At 52.8% G+C, this 18465-nt stretch carries 16 protein-coding genes; 2 read left to right on the top strand and 14 right to left on the bottom strand.

Going from position 1 to position 18465, the window contains the following annotated elements; translation table 11 throughout:
• Positions 1–39 precede the first annotated feature (39 nt).
• The 9 genes from NSQ73_RS04620 to NSQ73_RS04580 form a co-directional block, all read right to left on the bottom strand.
• Entirely contained in the window at positions 40–1491 is a 1452-nt protein-coding gene (locus tag NSQ73_RS04620; RefSeq protein WP_340985529.1) for a serine hydrolase domain-containing protein, read from the bottom strand.
• A 415-nt stretch (positions 1492–1906) separates the two neighbouring features.
• On the bottom strand, positions 1907–2743 hold the full coding sequence (locus NSQ73_RS04615) for an aldo/keto reductase (protein WP_340985528.1): 837 nt from the start codon (positions 2741–2743) through the stop codon (positions 1907–1909).
• A 206-nt stretch (positions 2744–2949) separates the two neighbouring features.
• Positions 2950–3408, bottom strand: a complete 459-nt coding sequence (locus NSQ73_RS04610) for a cupin domain-containing protein (RefSeq protein ID WP_039297676.1) — start codon at positions 3406–3408, stop codon at positions 2950–2952.
• A 143-nt stretch (positions 3409–3551) separates the two neighbouring features.
• Positions 3552–4487: an SPFH domain-containing protein gene (locus tag NSQ73_RS04605; RefSeq protein ID WP_152679743.1), complete on the bottom strand. Its 936-nt coding sequence runs from the start codon at positions 4485–4487 to the stop codon at positions 3552–3554.
• Complete coding sequence (locus tag NSQ73_RS04600; protein WP_039297677.1) at positions 4487–4921, bottom strand: NfeD family protein; 435 nt, start codon at positions 4919–4921, stop codon at positions 4487–4489. The genes NSQ73_RS04605 and NSQ73_RS04600 overlap by 1 nt, the downstream gene beginning before the upstream one ends.
• 330 nt (positions 4922–5251) lie before the next feature.
• Complete coding sequence (locus tag NSQ73_RS04595) at positions 5252–7189, bottom strand: glycosyl hydrolase family 18 protein (protein ID WP_340985527.1); 1938 nt, start codon at positions 7187–7189, stop codon at positions 5252–5254.
• 470 nt (positions 7190–7659) lie between these two features.
• The gene (locus tag NSQ73_RS04590) at positions 7660–8301 is read right to left on the bottom strand and encodes an XTP/dITP diphosphatase (RefSeq protein WP_039297683.1); all 642 of its coding nucleotides are present in this window, start codon (positions 8299–8301) and stop codon (positions 7660–7662) included.
• Position 8302: 1 nt separating this feature from the next.
• Positions 8303–9061, bottom strand: a complete 759-nt coding sequence (gene rph / locus NSQ73_RS04585; protein WP_340985526.1) for a ribonuclease PH — start codon at positions 9059–9061, stop codon at positions 8303–8305.
• Between the two features lie 330 nt (positions 9062–9391).
• Positions 9392–10504 (bottom strand): GerMN domain-containing protein, encoded by a 1113-nt coding sequence (locus tag NSQ73_RS04580; RefSeq protein WP_340989187.1) that lies wholly within the window; start codon positions 10502–10504, stop codon positions 9392–9394.
• Between the two features lie 271 nt (positions 10505–10775).
• Here NSQ73_RS04580 and NSQ73_RS04575 point away from each other — a divergent pair, with 271 nt between their 5' ends.
• Together NSQ73_RS04575 and NSQ73_RS04570 are read left to right on the top strand one after the other, a co-directional pair.
• On the top strand, positions 10776–11375 hold the full coding sequence (locus NSQ73_RS04575; RefSeq protein ID WP_340985525.1) for a phosphatidylglycerophosphatase A family protein: 600 nt from the start codon (positions 10776–10778) through the stop codon (positions 11373–11375).
• A 43-nt stretch (positions 11376–11418) separates the two neighbouring features.
• The gene (locus NSQ73_RS04570; RefSeq protein WP_340985524.1) at positions 11419–12258 is read left to right on the top strand and encodes a hypothetical protein; all 840 of its coding nucleotides are present in this window, start codon (positions 11419–11421) and stop codon (positions 12256–12258) included.
• 295 nt (positions 12259–12553) lie between these two features.
• Here the strand turns inward: NSQ73_RS04570 and NSQ73_RS04565 are convergent, their stop codons facing one another.
• The 5 genes from NSQ73_RS04565 to NSQ73_RS04545 all read right to left on the bottom strand — a co-directional run bounded on the left by NSQ73_RS04565 (position 12554) and on the right by NSQ73_RS04545 (position 18457).
• A complete protein-coding gene (locus NSQ73_RS04565) occupies positions 12554–13126 on the bottom strand; it encodes a TetR/AcrR family transcriptional regulator (protein ID WP_042239072.1) in 573 nt (190 codons plus the stop codon).
• Positions 13127–14143: 1017 nt separating this feature from the next.
• Positions 14144–15145 carry an MBL fold metallo-hydrolase gene (locus tag NSQ73_RS04560; protein WP_039297806.1) on the bottom strand — a complete coding sequence of 334 codons (1002 nt, stop codon included), beginning with the start codon at positions 15143–15145 and terminating at the stop codon, positions 14144–14146.
• A gap of 39 nt (positions 15146–15184) precedes the next feature.
• Positions 15185–15919, bottom strand: coding sequence for a class I SAM-dependent methyltransferase (locus tag NSQ73_RS04555; protein ID WP_340985523.1), 735 nt, complete (start codon positions 15917–15919; stop codon positions 15185–15187).
• Between the two features lie 234 nt (positions 15920–16153).
• The gene (locus tag NSQ73_RS04550) at positions 16154–17857 is read right to left on the bottom strand and encodes a glycoside hydrolase family 13 protein (RefSeq protein ID WP_340985522.1); all 1704 of its coding nucleotides are present in this window, start codon (positions 17855–17857) and stop codon (positions 16154–16156) included.
• Between the two features lie 105 nt (positions 17858–17962).
• Entirely contained in the window at positions 17963–18457 is a 495-nt protein-coding gene (locus tag NSQ73_RS04545) for a hypothetical protein (protein ID WP_340985521.1), read from the bottom strand.
• Between the last annotated feature and the right edge of the window lie 8 nt (positions 18458–18465).

Raw genomic sequence — 18465 nt, 5'->3', positions numbered from 1 at the left:
CATACGTTCAGGCGGGCATGTTTTTTACATTAATATGAACTAAGCCAGTTCAAGCTCGCCTATAGCCGCATACTCCGGAATATTAAGCGAAACGTTAATGTTGAAACGGAATTTCAGCTTGTTTTCCCCAAAAATAATCGTGTACGTGACCACATAAGGAGTCTCAATGTAGTACAGCGTAAGCTTCAGCGTGTCCTCAGCCAACCAGTTAGCGTAAGTGATTACCTGTTGCCGGTGTAACGAGAGGTCTTTGCTGAACACATCCTCCGTCCATACCGGTTTGCTGAAATCGAATGGCAGCACATTATCCCGCTGATCGCCATACACCATTTGCAGCTTAAGCAGCGTGTTAATCCTGGTAAAAGAAATCTCGCGCAGCCCATGGGGATTACCGCCAATCTGGTATGGGCCGCTCAAACCATCCGCCAGCCGTCTCCCCGGACAAAGCTGCTGCACCACAGGTAAGGCTGAAGTACTCCAATCGGACAATAGCTCCTGCAGACCGGCGTTATCCCCGGAATCCGGCAGCGGACTGCCTCCAAGCGTATCAAAAATATGCTCAAAAATCAGATCCAGCAATACCTGCAGCCGGTTCATACTCCCGAAGCTTGCCGCCACAGCAATGACTATATTCAGCTCCGGAGCCACCAGACACAGCTGTCCAAAAGATCCGTCTCCCCGGTAGCAGCCCCTCCGGCACAGATGAAATTGGTAACCATAGCCCTGCGCCGAGTCAATCCGCTGCGCTCCGGCCCGGTTGTCGCTCTGCTCACTTGCAGCCCGCTGTATGTACTGCTCCGATACAATTCTCCGCCCGTTATATACGCCTTTATTCAGCAGCATCTGGCCAAACCTGGCTACACTTTCTGTAGACAGGCTGAGTCCCATCCCGCCAGCCGTGATTCCCCGCGGACAAGTCTCCCAGGATGGCCGAGGAATGCCCAGTGGCCCGAACAAACGCGGCATCAGGTAATCGACCATACTTTGCCCGCTCACCCGTTCGAGGATGGCCGCCAGCATATAGCTGGAGGGGGTGCTGTAGCGGTAATAACTTCCCGGCTCATGCTCAACCTGCTGGGCGAGGAAGGCGGTGATCCAGTCCTGTTCCTTGACCACAGCAGGATAAATATCTTCATGATGGCCCGCATTCATGGAGAGCAGGTGATGCACTGTCATTTGCACCAGATTAGAAGACACAGCCTCAGGCAGCTTGTCCGGGAAAAAGGAGATCACCGCATCCTCCAACTGCAGCAATCCCTCGTCCCAGGCAATACCTATGGCTATAGAGGTGAAGCTCTTGCTAAGAGAGTAGAGCAGCTGCGGGGTATCCGGAAGGTAAGGCATCCGGGTGAACTCGGCCGTAACTTGGCCGTCCTGCAGCAGCATGAAGCTGTTAACCTCAAGCCCCCGTTCCCTGACCTCCATGACAAAACGGCTTAAATCCTGCGAAGATAATCCATGCTTCTCCGGAAGATCTCTGATTAATTCCAACAGTTGTGCCCTCCCATTGATTCCTTCTTTTCTCATCATAAAAGCCGGGGCAGCGGATGTCGATGAGCTTTGATGTCTTGCCATTGGATTGTTCTGCTTTTAAAAGCAAAGAGCAGGCCCCATTAGAGCCTGCTCCTTTCTTTATACGCCTCCACCCATAGATTGAACTAAGAGAAAACCAATAAAAGATGATCGTACGGAGGGGAATTTTGGAACTGTAGGAGCGTCAGCGACCGCCTGAAAGCTTTCCGAAGGAAAGCTCGCAACGGAAGCATAAGCAGTCACCGGATTTCTACCGCTTATAACGGTAACAATCAAGAAATCTGGGGACAACAGCGGCCGGAAGTCCAAATATTCACCGCAGTTACGACCAACATCTAAATTGGAAGCTGCTCTTGTTCAATCTATCTCAACCCTAGAAATTGAAATTATCCGGGTCCGGGCCGAAGCGGTGATTCTGATTCAGGTCCTCAATGGCCTTGACATCGTCATCGCTGAGGGTGAAGTCGAAGAAGCCGGCATTCTCGATGATCCGCTCCGCATGCACGGATTTCGGAATCGTGATCACACCCTGCTGCAGATCCCAGCGCAGGACAATCTGGGCTACAGTCTTGCCGTACCGCTCCGCCAGCTCCTTCAGCAGCGGCACATCCAGGTTCCCCTGCATCAGCGGGCTCCACGCTTCCAGCTGAATGTCATGCTCCCGTGTATACTTAAGCAGTTCGCGCTGGGTCAGCAGCGGATGGAACTCGACCTGGTCAACCACAGGCACCACACCGCTATCATCGATGATATCCTGCAGGTGATGGGTCTGGAAGTTGCTGACGCCGACCGATTTGACCAGGCCTTCCTTTTGCAGATGAATCAGTGCTTTCCAGGTCTCTTTATATTTGCCGGCAACCGGCCAGTGAATTAGGTACAGATCAATCTGCTCCAGACCCAGCTTCTTCCGGCTGACTTCAAAAGCCTTCAGCGTAGATTCATAGCCCTGATCAGGATTGCGCACTTTAGTGGTGATAAACAGCTCTTCACGGGGTACCCCGCATTCACGGATAGCTTGTCCAACGCCTTCTTCATTGTTGTACCCGGCTGCCGTATCAATGCTGCGGTACCCGGTCTCCACGGCAGCTTTCACTGCCTGGATAACTTCATCGCCATCCTTGGTCTGCCATACGCCAAGACCCAGCCAGGGCATGGTCACTCCGTCGTTCAAGGTAGGCCCGCCTGTAAATGGTGCGTTTAATTGACTCATATGTTTACCCTCCAAGCCTAATTTGAGTTCATCAAGCATCCTTAACCTTAAAAGCGCCTTCATAATCATCCAAAATCAGAATCAGTATAACAGATAGGAGCAAAGCCGCCAAAAGTGGCAAAAACATGTCCGGTCATCGTTGGCTGCTTCGGATAAAAAATGGAGTACAGCCTATTCTCCGGCTGTACTCCATTTCATTCCTGGCCTTATTTCTTGTCAATCAGCTTGAAATCATCAAAGTGGAACTCCGGTGACACGATGCAGGAGACCAGCACCGGCTCTTCACCCAGCGGACGGGCTGCCTGCCATACTCCGGCAGGAATAACTACCTGCGGCTGCTGGCCTGCGGCGATATCCAGCCCCAGAATCACTTCCGTCACGTTCTCCGGCTGTTCACCGCTGCCGCCCAGGCTTAGCACAATCGGACTGCCGGAATGATACAGCCAGATTTCGGAGGACAGCACAGTGTGCCAATCCGAAGTCTCGTCAGCATGAAGCAGGAAATAGATCGAGGAAGCTGAAGCACGCGGCCCCGAATAGCTTCCGCCCAGAGTCTCCTGGGGAATCTCGAAGGATGAATTCCAAAGTCTCTTGTACCATCCGCCTTCAACGTGAGGCTGCAGCCCCAGCGTTTCTACGAGCGGTGAAATCTCTTTTTGCGTCACAGTATCTTCTCCTTAAAGTTTTGCGTAGCAAAACTGTCTTCGTAAGCATAGGCTTAGTTTTGCGTTGCATGCTTCGTAAGCATAGGCTTAGTTTTGCTTTTAACTTTAACGGAATGTGCCGCAATTGTAAAATAGTTCTGAGCTTATTTGCCGTCCTTACTCGCTTTGAATACTTCTGCAATAGCTCCGAGACTGCCAAGCGTTTCAACAGCACTGGTCGGCAGGAACACTTTGTTCGCCGGTCCCTTGGAGATTTCAGTCAATGCTTCGAAGGACTGATAAGCCAGTACTCTTTCATCCAGTCCTGCACTGGCGATCAGGGCAATCCGCATCTTCTCGGCTTGCGCGACCGCTTCGATCGCCTTGGCCTGGCCGAGGGCTTCCAGCTCCTGCGCCTGGCCGAGACCTTCCGCCTGACGGATACGCGCTTCCTTATCCCCCTCAGCCTTCAGGATCTTACTCTGCTTATCCCCTTCAGCGCGAAGGATCATATCCTGCTTGGCGGCTTCCGCCTCCAGTACAATCGCACGCTTGCTGCGCTCAGCCTTCATTTGTTTGTCCATTGCTTCCTGGATATCCAGCGGCGGCTTGATGTCGATAACTTCTACACGCTCAATCCGCACGCCCCATTTCTCAGTGGCTTCATCCAGCGCGAGACGGATATCCGAGGAGATTTTTTCACGGCCGGACAAGGTTTCATCCAGCTCCAGCTTACCAATAATCTGGCGCATGGTGGCAGTAGAGATATTACGTACACCATAGACATAATCGGAAATTCCGTAAGTTGCTTCTTCCGGTCCTACCACTTGATAGAAAATAATCGTGTCGATCTGTACCTGTACGTTATCCTTCGTGATTACCGTCTGCGGCGGTACATTCGCCTGTTGAATCCGCAGGTCATGATAGACCCGCACCTGATCAATTACCGGAATCAGAATATTCAGACCCGGTGTAAGCAGGCGGTTGAATTTACCGAGACGCTCCACGACCCCCACTCGTTGCTGCGGGACAATCTTGATAGTCAGTGCGATAAATACTACGACAACAACAACAATAATTCCGATAATAGCTAACTCCATCAGTACATATCCCCCCATCGTTCTACTTCGATAATTGTGGTGCCTCTTCTTACAACAATAACCTCTTGATCCTTGCCCAGCGCCACTGTGGATGTTGCACTCCATGTATCGCCGCCTACCTTGACCTGTCCGTAACGGCCAGGCTCAATCGCTTCGACGACCAGACCCTTTCGGCCGACAATATCGGTACCGGTATCCTTGAAGCCCCTGGAATTGCGTAATCTCGCTGCCAAGGGTTTGGTGAAAACCGTCAATATCAAGGCCACCAGTGAACCGGCCACCACTTGCAGCAATAATGCATCCGGGAGCAGAAGCGCGACCAAGCCGGCAACCAATGCTCCGAGACTAAGCCATAATAGGTAGAATGTAAACGTAAACATTTCTACAACAAACAAGACGCCAGCGGCAATCAACCATAATACCCAAACAACCATCGGTGAATCCACCACCTTCCGCTATATACTACTATAACGAAATAAACGGCGTCACGTTCCATAAATATATTGAGACCGGGACAGCCGCCTGCCTCTTCATTATATTTCAGCCTGTGGAAGCTTATGAACACCGGTTAAATATAACTAAGTATATGTAAACATGAAATTATTCAAACGAAGCAGTAAAAGGCGGGAATGGCAAAATGAGACTCTGATTAGAGCGCATAAAAAAACGGTGCCCGGCATTAAGCCGGCACCGTTTCTTCGTGGGGGATTGCTATGCTGCACAGCCTGGCGAATTCAGTGGATTAACCCGGATTCCAATTAAAATCAGTTCAGCTTCCAGAGAGCCGGTGTTGTAGACGGCTCCCAGCTTACCAGCGAGGTGTGTGCCTGCAGACAGGTATATGATTTCCCGCTGTAGGTTACAACATCGCCCGCTTTATAGGCAATTCCGGCAGCCCAGGCTGAGGCACCCGTTGTTGCCGTCGGGGTTGCCGTCACCACAGGCGTCGCGGTTGGTGCTGCTGTCGGCGTAGCCGAAGGACTTACAGTGGGAGTGGCTGTAGCGGAAGGCTGCGGTGTAGTGTTGCCGCAAGTGCCGACAACCCTCCAGACTCCGAAGGCACCGCTGAGATCCGGCCGTTCGCCCTGCGTCCACCACTGGGCTTGATAGAGCAGTCCGCCGTAGGAGGCCTGCTGTCCTTGAGTGTAGACGGCGGTTGAACTCCAAGCCGCTGCCGTACATTGGCCTGGTGTTGCAGTAGGTGTAACTGTTGCAGTCGGTGTGGCACTCGGCTTGACCGTTGCCGTAGGTGTCGGCGATGGGGTTGCACTAGGTGTTGCCGATGGTTTCACTGTAGCTGTTGGCGTAGGGCTTGGAGTTGCCGAAGGCGTTGGTGAAGGAGTTACCACTCCGCCGCCAAGATCAGCGCTCAGCTTAGTCTGCAGTGTCCGGTTACGGTCGCCGCTGGTCTCCCAGAACATGGCTCCGGCCAGGCCTTTGGATTTCAGATAACTTGTTTTGTAGCCGATGGATTCTACATCATCGTAGCTGATAAAGGTCTGATTTGAAGGATTATAAAGATAAGGAACCTTTGAAGTATTGTTCCAGTAGCGGGTGTAGCCGTTCTTATTGATGTAGTTGGCTTCCAGATCACTGAAGTCATAGTTGCCCTTCTCCCAGGTACCTGTGGAGGAGATTCCTGCCGAGACCTGGTACTGGCCGTTCCCCGCAGCTGGAGCACCGCCCCAGCCTCTGCCATAGAACGGCATGCCGAGCACCAGTTTACCCGCCGGCACGCCGGCACTCAGATAGCTGGTAACCGCTTTGTCGATATTGTAATTCGCCGGCTCCGTCAGCCCCGATGAAGCTGCGGCCGGATCATAGTAGAGCGGCGCGTTGTGGCCGGTAGTCGTGTTCCAGCTTCCGTTGAAGTCATAGGTCATGATATTAATCCAGTCCACCACTGCAGCGATCCCGCTGAGATTATTGTTCTGGATATAAGCAGGTCCTGCGCCGGAAGCAATGGTCAGCAGATACGTTTTGCCGTCGGCAGTTCCTGCCGCATTCAGCTTCTCGCGGATCTTCTGCAGCAGCAGAACATAGTTCTGTTTATCCTCCGGACGGTAGCTGTTGCCCGCCAGTCCTCCGCTGACCGGGTATTCCCAGTCCAGATCAACGCCGTCCATCTGGTATTTGCGGATGAAATCAACGGCGGAATTGGCGAATACCTCACGGGTTGCCGCAGTCGCAGCCACATCTGAGAAGCGGTTCGACCACGTCCAGCCGCCGACGGAGATGACCGTCTTCAGATTCGGATTCTTCTCCTTCAGCTTCCAGAGCTGCTTCAGGTTACCCTTGATCGGGTCATCCCATTTATCGTCGCCGAAGCTTTTCTGGGCATCGATCCAGGGATCGCCCAGCACAATGGTTCCGTTCGGAACGCTGATCGTCTGGCCTTGCTCGTTCTGACAGGACCAGGTTACCGGATTCGGACCGGTAGGGTCTGGATTACCGTGTATCCCGTTCCAGCAAATATCCGCAAATGCATAGTTGATTACATTCATTTTATTAGGATCAATATCCGTTACATTATAGGCCCGCCCGTAAGCAGCCCAGGAAGCATAATACCCGACAAGCTTGTAATCCGAAGCTGCATTAGCCGTTCTGGTATTTGTACCGAAAGCCGAAAAAAGGGTAAGGATAAGAACTGCCGCCAAGCCAAGCACAAAGGGTTTACGAGATTTACTTTTGATAAAGACCATTTCGTTATTACCTCCCCGGTTCAATGCGTTACCCAAACAGAAAGCTTCAGCACTCACCTCCAGGACCCTATTGACCCCCACCCTGTAAATCTATTAAATTCACTACTAGCAGGCTGAATACTATAGTCCAGCCCAAAAAAGCGCAGCTAAGCTGCATACCTGCGGATCTCGTGCTCTCTTGCCGGGTGTCTACTCGTAACTATGGCTTATGCTTGTGTAGTAAGTTTTGCGTCATTCAGCTAGGCTGCCTCTGTTTGCAAAACTTGTGAAGGGAATGGGGTAGCGGAAGAATGCAGAATGTTCGAAAGGGGTGAAGTCAACTCTTATTCTCATACAAAGCACGCTGCTGCGCTAGGGGTAAATTTCCATACTGAGGGGGGATTATCATCTAATTTCCATATCACAATAAAAAATCCGGAAGCCCCGTGCATGTTACACATGCATGGAGGCTTCCGGATAAGCTTCAGCTTCTATTTCACGTCCCGCTGCGCGGCAGCAAGCTTCTCCGTCAGCAGGCGCAGTGCTGCGCCCCGGTGGCTGACCGCCTGCTTCTCTTCCAGCGTCAGCTCCGCCATCGTCTTCTCAAACTGCGGAAGATAGAAGAGCGGGTCATAGCCGAAGCCTCCGCCGCCCGCAGGCTCCGAGGTAATCCAGCCTTCCACCGTTCCTTCCGCCGTCAGCTCACGCCCGTCTGCCGGATCATACAACGACAGAGCACAGACGAACCGGGCCGGACTGAGCAGCGGCTGGCCGGTATCCTCACCCTGCTTCAGCCGCTCCAGCTCACTCAGCAGCTTCAGGTTGTTCGCTTCATCATCTGCAGGCTCCCCGGCGTAGCGGGCCGAGTATACTCCCGGACTGCCGTCCAGCGCTTCCACGCATAGACCGGAATCATCCGCAAGCACCGGAAATCCGAGTGCATCCCCTACCGCCCGGGATTTTTTGAAGGCATTCTCGGCAAAAGTCACCCCGTCCTCCACCACATCCGGCAGATCGGGGTAATCGAACATGCTTTTGACGGTGAGTCCAAGGGGAGCAAAGGCATGCTGGAACTCCCGCACCTTGCCTTTATTCTTCGTCGCGACAATCAGAATCCCGCTGCCGGACTTCATATTACACCTCTTGGCCAGGCTGGCCGGAAGGGATTTTGAGCGCAATGGGGCCCAGTACTTCTTTTTGAACGGCGATCAGCTCGTAGATCCCCTTCTCGCCCAGACCCAGCAGCTGGTCAAGCTCCTGGCGGGTAAACGGCCGTTCTTCGCCGGTACCCTGCACTTCAACAAACGCGCCGTTGCCTGTCATAACCACATTCATATCAACCTTCGCTTTGGAATCCTCTTCATAGTTCAGATCGAGCAGCGTTTTGTCACCGACGACACCGACGCTGATCGCCGCCAGGTAATCCGTAATCGGAAATACCGCCAGCTTGTGCTGCAGCGCAAGCTTATTCATGGCAAAGGCCATCGCTACAAAAGCGCCCGTAATCGAAGCTGTCCGTGTCCCCCCGTCCGCCTGAATCACATCGCAATCCAGCGTAATACTGCGTTCGCCCAGTGCCTGCAGATTCACTACGGAACGGAGTGCCCGTCCGATCAGACGCTGAATTTCCATCGTCCGTCCGGTAAGCTTGCCGCGTGCTGCTTCGCGCTGGTTACGGGTCTGGGTGGCCCGGGGAAGCATGGAATATTCGGCAGTGACCCAGCCTTTGCCTTGTCCTTTCAGAAACGGCGGAACTTTCTCATCCACGGTTGCCGTGCAGATGACTTTGGTATCTCCCATCTCAATAATTACAGAGCCCTCTGCATATTTGTTGGTTTGGGTGGTTATCGTCAGCGGCCGGAGCTGGTCTTCTTGGCGCCCGTTTGATCTCATCTTTTCTGCCTCCTACATCGTATAGCCCTAAGTTTGTGTGTACACGAATCCATCCCTTATCTTATACGCAGAAACGGGTGCCGTCCTCTGCTTCAGAGAACGGCACCGCTATTCCTGTCAAGATATCCGGATCAATGAACCTTTATTCTATCAAAGAGCAGGCACAAAAGCATCTTTTTAAAAAGATAAGAATTTATACGCTACACGCCATAAATATTCCTTATCTTTCTCGCTGAAACGGGTACCTGAAAGCGGTACGTAGTAGCGCTGCTTCGAAAGCATATGCTTTAAAAGGACGCCCAGCCCTTTCCACTTGCCATGCATATCCTTCTACAGCGGCAGCTCGTTCACATATTCCGGTGCCGAGACCGGCTGGCCGTAATCGATATTATTGGTTCCCGTAACTGTTTCTTTACCGTTCAGGCGGATCTGCACCAGGGCATCGTCCGTATTCTGGGCAACCGTCAGCACAACTGATTCGAGCATTTCTTCAGGAACGCTTGTGCTGCCTTCGAACATCTCATCCTTCAGGGAAACGGTAACTACCCCATTCTGGCCTGCTTCCACGGAATCCACCACCGTGCCCTGAGTCATGACCATCTCCAGGCCATTCTCGGACTGTGGACCGGCAATCAGCTCGTTCAGAGCTGCCTTCACCGAATCTCCCCCTGCGGGTACAAACCGCGTAACCGGAACATAATACTGGTGAATGCCATCCGGAGAAGCAGCAGAGAAGTAGACGGTCACTGCGCTGGAGTTCATCATGAGCGCACTCTGCTTCGGCAGGTTAATGCCCATGGCGCGGGACAGCGGCCGATCCAGCGGAGTACCCTGCAGCGGCATTTCGGTTAGCTTTTTGCCATCGACCCAGAGCTGTACGCCCTGGATGTCTTCCTGACCCGTCAGGGTCCAAGTGACTGCCTCCAGAATTTTGCGTTCATCCGCCGGAGCATAGTCATTGAATGCCGAATTGAATTCAACGATGGCCACTTTATCCTGGCCGATAGATACATTGTTCACTTCCGTCCCTGCCGGCAGTACACCCTGGAAGCCCTCAGGCAGTACAGATTTGTATGCCCCCTTGCTGACTAGCGCAGTAAGAGAGTCCTCCAGCATTGCTGTGCCCTCCCCTTGCGGAAGAGCCAGAGACACCGGTGCCAACAGGCCGTGCTGATCCTCCAGGTACACGGTTGTCCGTTCTCCAGCCGCAGCGGAGACTGCCGCATCTTTAACCCCCGCTGCGAGATCACTCTCATCCAGCGAGACCGGTCCCAGAACCCCGGTGTCGAGTGTGCCTTCTCCGCTGACCTGCAGCATTTGTGCTTCGACTTCACCCGGAGGCGGGTCTACGGCTGCCGATTCCGAACCGAACAGACTGCAGCCGGAGAGCATAATCGGAACGGCCAGCAGGCAAGCCGCGGAAACCCCGCGGATGTGTTTCATAGGCTTATTCAATCTTCATTACCCCTTTCAACGCTAAGATCAGTTTGTACTGCTATGTATACGAGCCCTTAGTCCAAAAAATAACAACAGCTTATCCAAAATTGCAGAAGTTCTGTCCGGGCGGGCAGACAGAGCTGGATACGGCCAGCACACTGCCAGATGCAGCCAGATACAGCCCGCGAATCCGCACGGTTCTGGACATCAGTCTGCCGCTTGCGTACAATTTAGTACAAACAGCTATCCTAACTTACTTACGAATGGAGGACTTCTCATGACTGATGCCAAAATCCCTTACAGCCTCAACAGCAAAGCCGTCGCCGAAGCCACCCGGTTCTGGCTGCAGAAACGCGGGGTAACCATACTTGAGATTGCCGAGCTTGTCATGCTGCTGCAGAAGAAGTATTATCCGAACCTGACAATGGAAGAATGCGTTCATAATGTAGAGATGGTACTGAGCAAAAGAGAGGTGCAGAATGCGGTGCTGACCGGTATCCAGCTTGATGTACTGGCCGAGGAAGGCAAGCTGTTCGCTCCCCTGCAGGATATGATTGAGAATGATGAAGGGCTGTACGGGGTGGATGAGATTCTGGCGTTCTCCATCGTGAATGTATATGGCAGCATCGGCTTCACTAACTATGGCTATGTGGACAAGCTGAAGCCTGGAGTACTGGAGAGGCTGAATGACAAGACAATCGGCCAGATCCATACGTATCTGGATGACATCGTAGGTGCTGTAGCCGCAGCTGCCAGCAGCCGTATTGCCCACCGGAAGCAGGCAGAACGCGAACAGGAGCTTGGGCTGCCCCATGCGCCGGAGGATGTTGAAGAAGCCGCGCGGAGGAGTGTCCCGGAGAATGAGGAGCCGGAGTAAAACGATATTACATTGATTTTATTTTGAAAGGTGCGAAGTATGAATGACCTATTCGTTTGTAGTTGAGCCTGTGTCCGTTCTTGATTTTGACAGTGAAGATGAGCTGATTGACCGTTGTAAGGAATGGAATCTCCTGCCCGCTACAGCCACCCGGGTCAAAACTTATCAGTACAAAAGAAACGGCCTCACACTGCCGGTAGAAATTGTAGGCTACGTGGACAGTCAGACCGTGGTGATACAGTTTGAGAATAAACAGCAGCACTGCATTCATCCAGCCTATCTGAAAGAAATGCAGACCGCTGCCTTCGGACAACGCGCGGCGGCGGCTGAAGCAGCCAAGGCGGATGATTCCACAGAGGTAACGGAAGCGACTCTGCCAGCCGTGAACGTTCTGGAGGAGCAGGAAAGTCAGGAAGTACCGGAGGCAGAAACAGCAAGCAAGGAGATTCTGTCTGCGCCGGAAAGCGCAGATTCAGATTCAGCAAAGCAAGCGATACCGGAAATTCCGCAGAAAAAAGCAGCCGCCTCCAAAAAGAAAGCCGCTGTCCAGCTGCCTGAAGACAAGCTCGCGATTACCGCTAGGGTCAAAGAGTTCACAACCGTCCCCAATCATTTCTCGGATAACGATGATGAAGTTATTATATATGAAGCCGTTTCGGTAGAAGGCCATGATCTGGCGATTGAGGAAGTCTGGTCCAGCCACAGCGCCACGCTGAAGAAGCTGGAGCTTAATCCCGGTGATAAAGTATCCTTCGAAGCCAAAATCGTCGCCAAGAAGCTCACGCAGCATCCGGTTAAATACAAGGTCAACAACCCGTCCAAAATGAAAAAATCGATCCGGCTTCGCTTACTGAGGATTTGCAGTGACCCGATTACGTATTAGGCGGTATGCTTAATTGCACTTTGTACAACTAAATCGTCTGATTTACAACCGATTATCCGTTTAGTTGTATTTCGTACAATTAAACTGCGATTTATAGATTGGTTCTCACCATTCAGGCAGATTTAGTTGTACAGAATACAGTTATATGATACTAGCCTACCGTTTAGCTGTTTTTAAGTGTACGTTCTACAACTATCACTGAATTCCGCTCGGAGCTACTACATCAATTGCTGCATATAAACAGCGGGATGTCTTTTTTTCGGAATAATGTTGCAACCTGCCAGCTTCTACAGATCTATTGCACAGTATCCAGCGGCCGTGGTGCCATTTGATTGCGCTCCATCAGAGCCAGAATGTCTTCGATCATTTCTTTGGCCGGGTATGGCATCGAATGGGTGATCCACCACTCCATTACACCTACTACAGCCGATGCCAGGAATTGGATCAGCATCTCTTTGTTCATCCCGCGGTTCAGGCCGCTCATGTCGATCTGCTCACTTAGACCCTGCAGCAGAATCGCATGCAGACGGGTCCGGAAGGCGGGAACGCCTTTATTGTTAAGCAGTGTAGTGAAGACCCGTGCGTGCCGCTCCAGATATTCGGCTGTGCGCAGCAGCGCGCCCCCGGAGGCGATATGGGCGTTCTCCCCGCCGGCCAGGCAGCTCTCGCACAGCTGTTCCATTTGCGTCTCTATACACTGATCCAGCAGATCGTACTTGTCTACGTAATGGAGATAGATTGTACCTCTGCTTACATTGGCACGCGCTGCGATCTCATTTACCGTAATCTGCTCAAAGTTCTTCTCGGCCATCAGGCTGATAAAAGCCTCGAAAATAGCTTCCCGCGTTTTGCCGATACGTCTGTCCATAAGCTTCTCCTTTTCATCTGTCGTCCAGTTGCTTAGTTGCACTTATTATATTTAACAAATGTTAATAAATCAACAAGTGTGCACATCGTCACCGTGCTCTGCTCTGCCCTACCCACCATACTCGCTATATGGCACAACGTTTCAGCACAACGGGACACATTGGGCCCGGTTACCTTCGTGGTAGCCTAATGTATTCGATTTTTCGCATACATTCGGCCCCATTACCTTCGCGCTGGCACATTGTATTCGATTTTTCGCATACATCGGGCCTGGTTACCTTCGCGGTAGCACATTGTATTCGATTTTTCGCATACATCGGGCCTGATTACCTTCGCGCTGGGCACAATGTATTCGATTTTTCGCATACATTGGACCCGATTGCCTTCGGGGTAGCTCATTGTATTCGATTTTTCACATACATTAGGCCCCATTACCTTCATGCTAGCCCAATGTATTCGATTTTTCGCATACATTCGGCCTGATTACCTTCGCGCTGGCACATTGTATTCGATTTTTCGCATACATTAGGCCCCATTACCTTCACGCTGGCACATTGTATTCGATTTTTCGCATACCTTTGGTCCGATTACCTTCATGCTAGCTCATTGTATTCGATTTTTCGCATACAATGGGCCGGGTTACCCTCGCGCCAGCTCATTGTATTCGATTTTTCGCATACATTGGGTCCAGATGCCCACTTCTGGCGGATTTAGAGGGATTTATACCTTTCACTTTCTCGTATCGCCCACTTCCGGCGGATTCAGAAGCTTCTTATTCTCACACTCGGAGTAACTTGGTACTTTTCTAACTAACACAAAAAACGGGTACCCTCCTTGGCGGATAGTGCCCGTTTCTCTTAAGTATGCTGTATTCTGGTAGTTGTTTGGTATTGGAAGTAGTCGTAGTAGTAGTAACAGTAAAGGGTAAGGTTCACGCGACTGTTGTAAGAACAGCCTCATGGAGAGACGGCAACGGGCACAGATGGACTTATGTCTGCAACAAGCATCCTATTGCAGCTTATCCGGACACCGCCGCCGTGAACAATATGCTCCCGCCGGGGCCGTCCTCTGTCTCGGCCGCCCGCTCCCGGCGCACCAGCTCGGCCAGATGGGCCAGCGCCTCGCTCATCGCGAACCGCATCTGATGCGCAGTCGCGATCCGGCTGCGGAACAGCCCCTCACAGACGGCGAACCCGCTCAGCGGTCCGCCGGCAAGCAATGCGGCTGTAGTATCCAGCCGCTCCTCATGATGCCGGAGCAGGCTGTCCGCCCGCGCCGTGAACCCGCTGAACGGTTCCCGGTGGCCCGGGAACGCCAGCTGCACCTCAAGGCTGCGCAGCTCCCGCAGCCCCTGCAGATACGTCCGCAGCGGCTGCGGATCGCTGCCCGGCTGCAGGCCGACATTGGGCGAAATCTGCGGCAGCACAGCATCGCCGCAGAAGATTTGCCCGCTGCCGCCGTGGTAGAGCGACACATGACCCGGCGCATGCCCGCCGGTCATCAGAACCTGCCATTTGCGGCTGCCCATCACAAACGGCTCCGCCTCATTGATATAGGTGACCTCCGGCTGCGGGGTCACCTCCGGCCGGAAGCTCTCCAGATGCTCCCGGATGCCCTGAATCCAGACCTCCGGCATGCCGTGCCGCAGGAAGAACAGCGGCAAAGCCTCATCCAGAATCGCCCCGCTGCCCCAGGCCAGGCCGGCTTCGGCATGAGCCCGCTCCGACATCCAGACCCGAGCACCGCTGCGCGACTGCATCCAGCCGGCAAGACCATAATGGTCGGGATGATGATGGGTAACGACGATGTCCCGCACCTTGGACCAGGACAGATCCAATTCCTCCAGCACGCCCTGCCAGGCAAGCTCTGCATCCGGGGTGTGAGGGCCCGGGTCAATCACCGTAATCCTGCCGTCCCGGTCAGGCAGAATATAACTGTTCACCTGACGGAGCGGCAGCCCCATCGGCACAGATACCTGCAGAACTCCGCCATCCCAAGATTGAATATCCGCCTTGTGCAAAATCCTCTCTCCTCCTCCGGCTCTTCTTCCCGCCGCCATCTATGGTCTAGCTCCTGTGAAGATCATCCGGGTTGAGGACTCAGCATCATATTCCTCTTCATCGTAGCTGCCATGCACAGCTTCAAGCCGCAGCCCGGCAGCAGCGATCATCTCGCGGAAATTGTCCACGGAATAGAGCTTCACCCGTTCATGATATTTCCGGGGCGCCCCCCCGGCCTTCGAGATCAGAAGGATATCCTTCTTCACGTAACCCTCCTCAATCCGGCGTGATTCATCGATCAGAGTATCCCCGTCCTCACGGACAGAGTGGGGCACCAGATGGTGGATGACATAGGCCGGATTCAGAAAATCAATAATAAATTTGCCCTCCGGCTTCAGCATCCGGCAGATTTCCTTCAGCACCTTGATCTGCTCCTCGTCTTCTTCGAAATATCCGAACGAAGTAAACAAATTGACCACTGCGTCGAATCCGCCCTCCAAGGGAAGCTCACGCATATCAGACCGCAGCCAGGTTACGGCTTCCGCACCCGCCTGCGAACGCGCTTCACGCAGCAGCGGCTCGGATAGATCAACCCCGGTCACCTCATAACCAGCGTCCGACAAAGCCAGCGAATGGCGGCCCATACCGCAGCAGAGATCAAGCACCCTGGCACCCTTGTGCAAGTCCAGCCAGCCGATCATCGTCTCCACCTCATGGCGTGCACCGCCGAAGTCCCTGTGTCTATATACGATTAAATAGTCCTCGCCAAAGCTTGTTTCGTACCACTCACTCATCTCTCTATTACTCCCTCCACAGCCTTTTTCCCAGTACGGTCTTATGCCTCTCTTTAATAACGCTTATTGTACCGTCTTTTACTGTGGAAACAAAGCATCAGGATCACAATTCAGCCGGAACATAGATTGAATAATTATTTATTTTCGTGAAAAAAAACAGCAATCCCCGGAGACCACTCCCGGACTGCTGTTCTGGGTTCTTCAGTCGGCTGTCCGGGGAACCCGGGTCCGGCCTTACGTTTTGCTGCTTAAGCGCTGCAGATATACGCGCGCCTCATACGGACGCAGCTTCAGACTGCGCAGATCATCCTCTTTGGCTGCAGGATAATTAGAGATCAGCAGCTCCTGCTTCTCCGCCGCCTGATATTCCTCCGGAAGCTCAAATACCGGCTCATGTTCATAGAAATTCAGAATAACCAGCAGCCGCTGGTCCTCCAGCGTCCGGGTGTAGGCATAGATCTCGGGATGCTCTTCCAGCAGCAGCCCATATTCGCCGTATACGATCACCTGATGTTGTTTTCTAAGCTGAATCAGCTTTTTATAGTAATTGTAGATGGAGTCCGGGTCCTTGACTGCATTAGCCACATTAATCTCCCGGGAGTTCGAGTTCACCCTGATCCAGGGAACCCCTGTCGTAAATCCGCCATCCTCACCATCGTCCCACTGCATCGGCGTGCGGGCATTATCGCGGCTTTTGGTATGAATAGCGGCCATAATGTCGGCTTCGGGAACGCCGGCGGTCCGCTTTTCCTCGTAGAAGTTCAGCGTCTCTACATCCCGGTAATCATCAATCGACTCGAAGGCGACATTGGTCATCCCAATTTCTTCACCCTGATAAATGTATGGGGTGCCTTCCAGCATGTGGATGAAGGTGGCCAGCATTTTGGCTGACGGGATACGGTAGAACAGATCATTGCCGAACCGCGACACCGAGCGCGGCTGATCATGGTTGCACAGATAGTTGGCGTTCCAGCCCCGGTTATGCAGAACGGTCTGCCAGTTGCTGATGATCTTCTTCAGGTCACCCAGCTTCCAGGGCACGACATCCCATTTCCCGCTGCCCGGTGAAGCGGCATCCAGATTCATATGCTCGAACTGGAAGGTCATGTTCAGCTCGCGCCGTCCGTCACCGACATAATCCAGCGCCTGCTCCGGCCCTAGACCCGAGGTTTCCCCCACCGTCATAATATCGTAGTAATAGAGCACCTGATCATGCAGATTCTGCAGCAGCGTATGCACATGCTCCAGGTTCGAGAACATATCATACGCGCGCACGGTCGGCGTGCCGCCGGGATTCAGGGCATCCGGATAACCCTCGGCCTTCACAATATGGGCAATCGCATCAAACCTGAAGCCGTCAACCCCCTTCTTCAGCCACCACTCCACCATCTCATGCAGCTTGTCGATCACCGCGGGATTCTCCCAGTTGAGATCGGGCTGAAAACGGGAATACAAATGCAGATAATATTCATCCGTACGGGGATCGAGCTCCCAGACCGAACCGCTGAAATAGGATTCCCAGTTGTTCGGCGGACCGCCGTTTTTCCCTTTTCTCCATATATAATAGTCCCGTTTGGGATTATCCTTCGAGCTTCTGGATTCAACGAACCACGGATGCTCATGCGAGGTATGATTCAGCACCAGGTCCATCATCAGCTTCATCCCGCGGGTATGCATCTCGCGCAGCAGCATGTCAAAATCATCCATCGTGCCGAATTCCTTCATAATGCCGCAATAGTCGCTGATATCATAGCCGTTGTCATGGTTCGGTGATTTATAAATCGGGCAGATCCAGATCACATCTACGCCGAGGTCCTGCAAATAATCAAGCTTCGATAACACTCCGCGCAGATCGCCCTTCCCGTCACCATTGCTGTCCATGAAGCTGATCGGATAAATCTGGTAGGCAACACTTTCTTTCCACCATTTGGGGTTCAATTTAGATTCCCTCCGCTTCTATTGGTTCCTGCCTCTGTAAGACATATTAATATATCTTAACCAGACCGAAGGAAGAGGATAACAATTTATTCGAAAAGCATGCGCCTATTCCGCCGCAATCAATCCCCGTATGGCTGCCTTCAGCCGCTTATCGAGCTGCTCATTCCACTTCTGTCCCTCTGCTGCAGATTGCCCGTGGATGTAGAACATAAGTATGGCCCCTTCCTGATAGGCTTTAAAAGGAATCAAATCCGCAGCAGCCGTCTGTTCCCCGAATTCTTCCCAGCCTGCAGCCCGCTCCTCTGCTGAAGCGAAGAGATATAGCGACAGCTCCACTCCGTCCATGGAATAGACCTGCGGCTTAAGCCCGTTCAATTCCAGCTGAAAAATAGCGCCAGGTACCTCTTCACCCGCCTGCAGCGCCAGTCCCTGACCGGCAAAAACAGCAATGACATCCTCCCGGGACAGCACACGGACCTGTTCCGGTGCAGAATTCTCTTCCTGCCCGCAGCCTGCTAACAGCAGGGTGAGTCCGGCCGTCAAGACCAGCACAATGATCATCATCAGATACCTGTAGTTAAACTTTGCGGCTACACTCATGATCTCCC

The organism is Paenibacillus sp. FSL R10-2736 (assembly GCF_038000245.1).
Taxonomy (GTDB): domain Bacteria; phylum Bacillota; class Bacilli; order Paenibacillales; family Paenibacillaceae; genus Paenibacillus_AQ; species Paenibacillus_AQ phytohabitans.
This window is presented reverse-complemented; position numbering and strand designations above follow the sequence as displayed.

Excerpts from the sequence above, each read along its gene's own strand:
- NSQ73_RS04615 (WP_340985528.1), bottom strand. The coding sequence starts at position 2,743 with ATGAGTCAATTAAACGCACCATTTACAGGCGGGCCTACCTTGAACGAC.
- NSQ73_RS04605 (WP_152679743.1), bottom strand. The coding sequence starts at position 4,487 with ATGGAGTTAGCTATTATCGGAATTATTGTTGTTGTTGTCGTAGTATTT.
- NSQ73_RS04600 (WP_039297677.1), bottom strand. The coding sequence starts at position 4,921 with ATGGTTGTTTGGGTATTATGGTTGATTGCCGCTGGCGTCTTGTTTGTT.
- NSQ73_RS04595 (WP_340985527.1), bottom strand. The coding sequence starts at position 7,189 with ATGGTCTTTATCAAAAGTAAATCTCGTAAACCCTTTGTGCTTGGCTTG.
- NSQ73_RS04590 (WP_039297683.1), bottom strand. The coding sequence starts at position 8,301 with ATGAAGTCCGGCAGCGGGATTCTGATTGTCGCGACGAAGAATAAAGGC.
- rph (WP_340985526.1), bottom strand. The coding sequence starts at position 9,061 with ATGAGATCAAACGGGCGCCAAGAAGACCAGCTCCGGCCGCTGACGATA.
- NSQ73_RS04580 (WP_340989187.1), bottom strand. The coding sequence starts at position 10,504 with ATGAAACACATCCGCGGGGTTTCCGCGGCTTGCCTGCTGGCCGTTCCG.
- NSQ73_RS04575 (WP_340985525.1), top strand. The coding sequence starts at position 10,776 with ATGACTGATGCCAAAATCCCTTACAGCCTCAACAGCAAAGCCGTCGCC.
- NSQ73_RS04570 (WP_340985524.1), top strand. The coding sequence starts at position 11,419 with ATGACCTATTCGTTTGTAGTTGAGCCTGTGTCCGTTCTTGATTTTGAC.
- NSQ73_RS04565 (WP_042239072.1), bottom strand. The coding sequence starts at position 13,126 with ATGGACAGACGTATCGGCAAAACGCGGGAAGCTATTTTCGAGGCTTTT.
- NSQ73_RS04555 (WP_340985523.1), bottom strand. The coding sequence starts at position 15,919 with ATGAGTGAGTGGTACGAAACAAGCTTTGGCGAGGACTATTTAATCGTA.
- NSQ73_RS04545 (WP_340985521.1), bottom strand. The coding sequence starts at position 18,457 with ATGAGTGTAGCCGCAAAGTTTAACTACAGGTATCTGATGATGATCATT.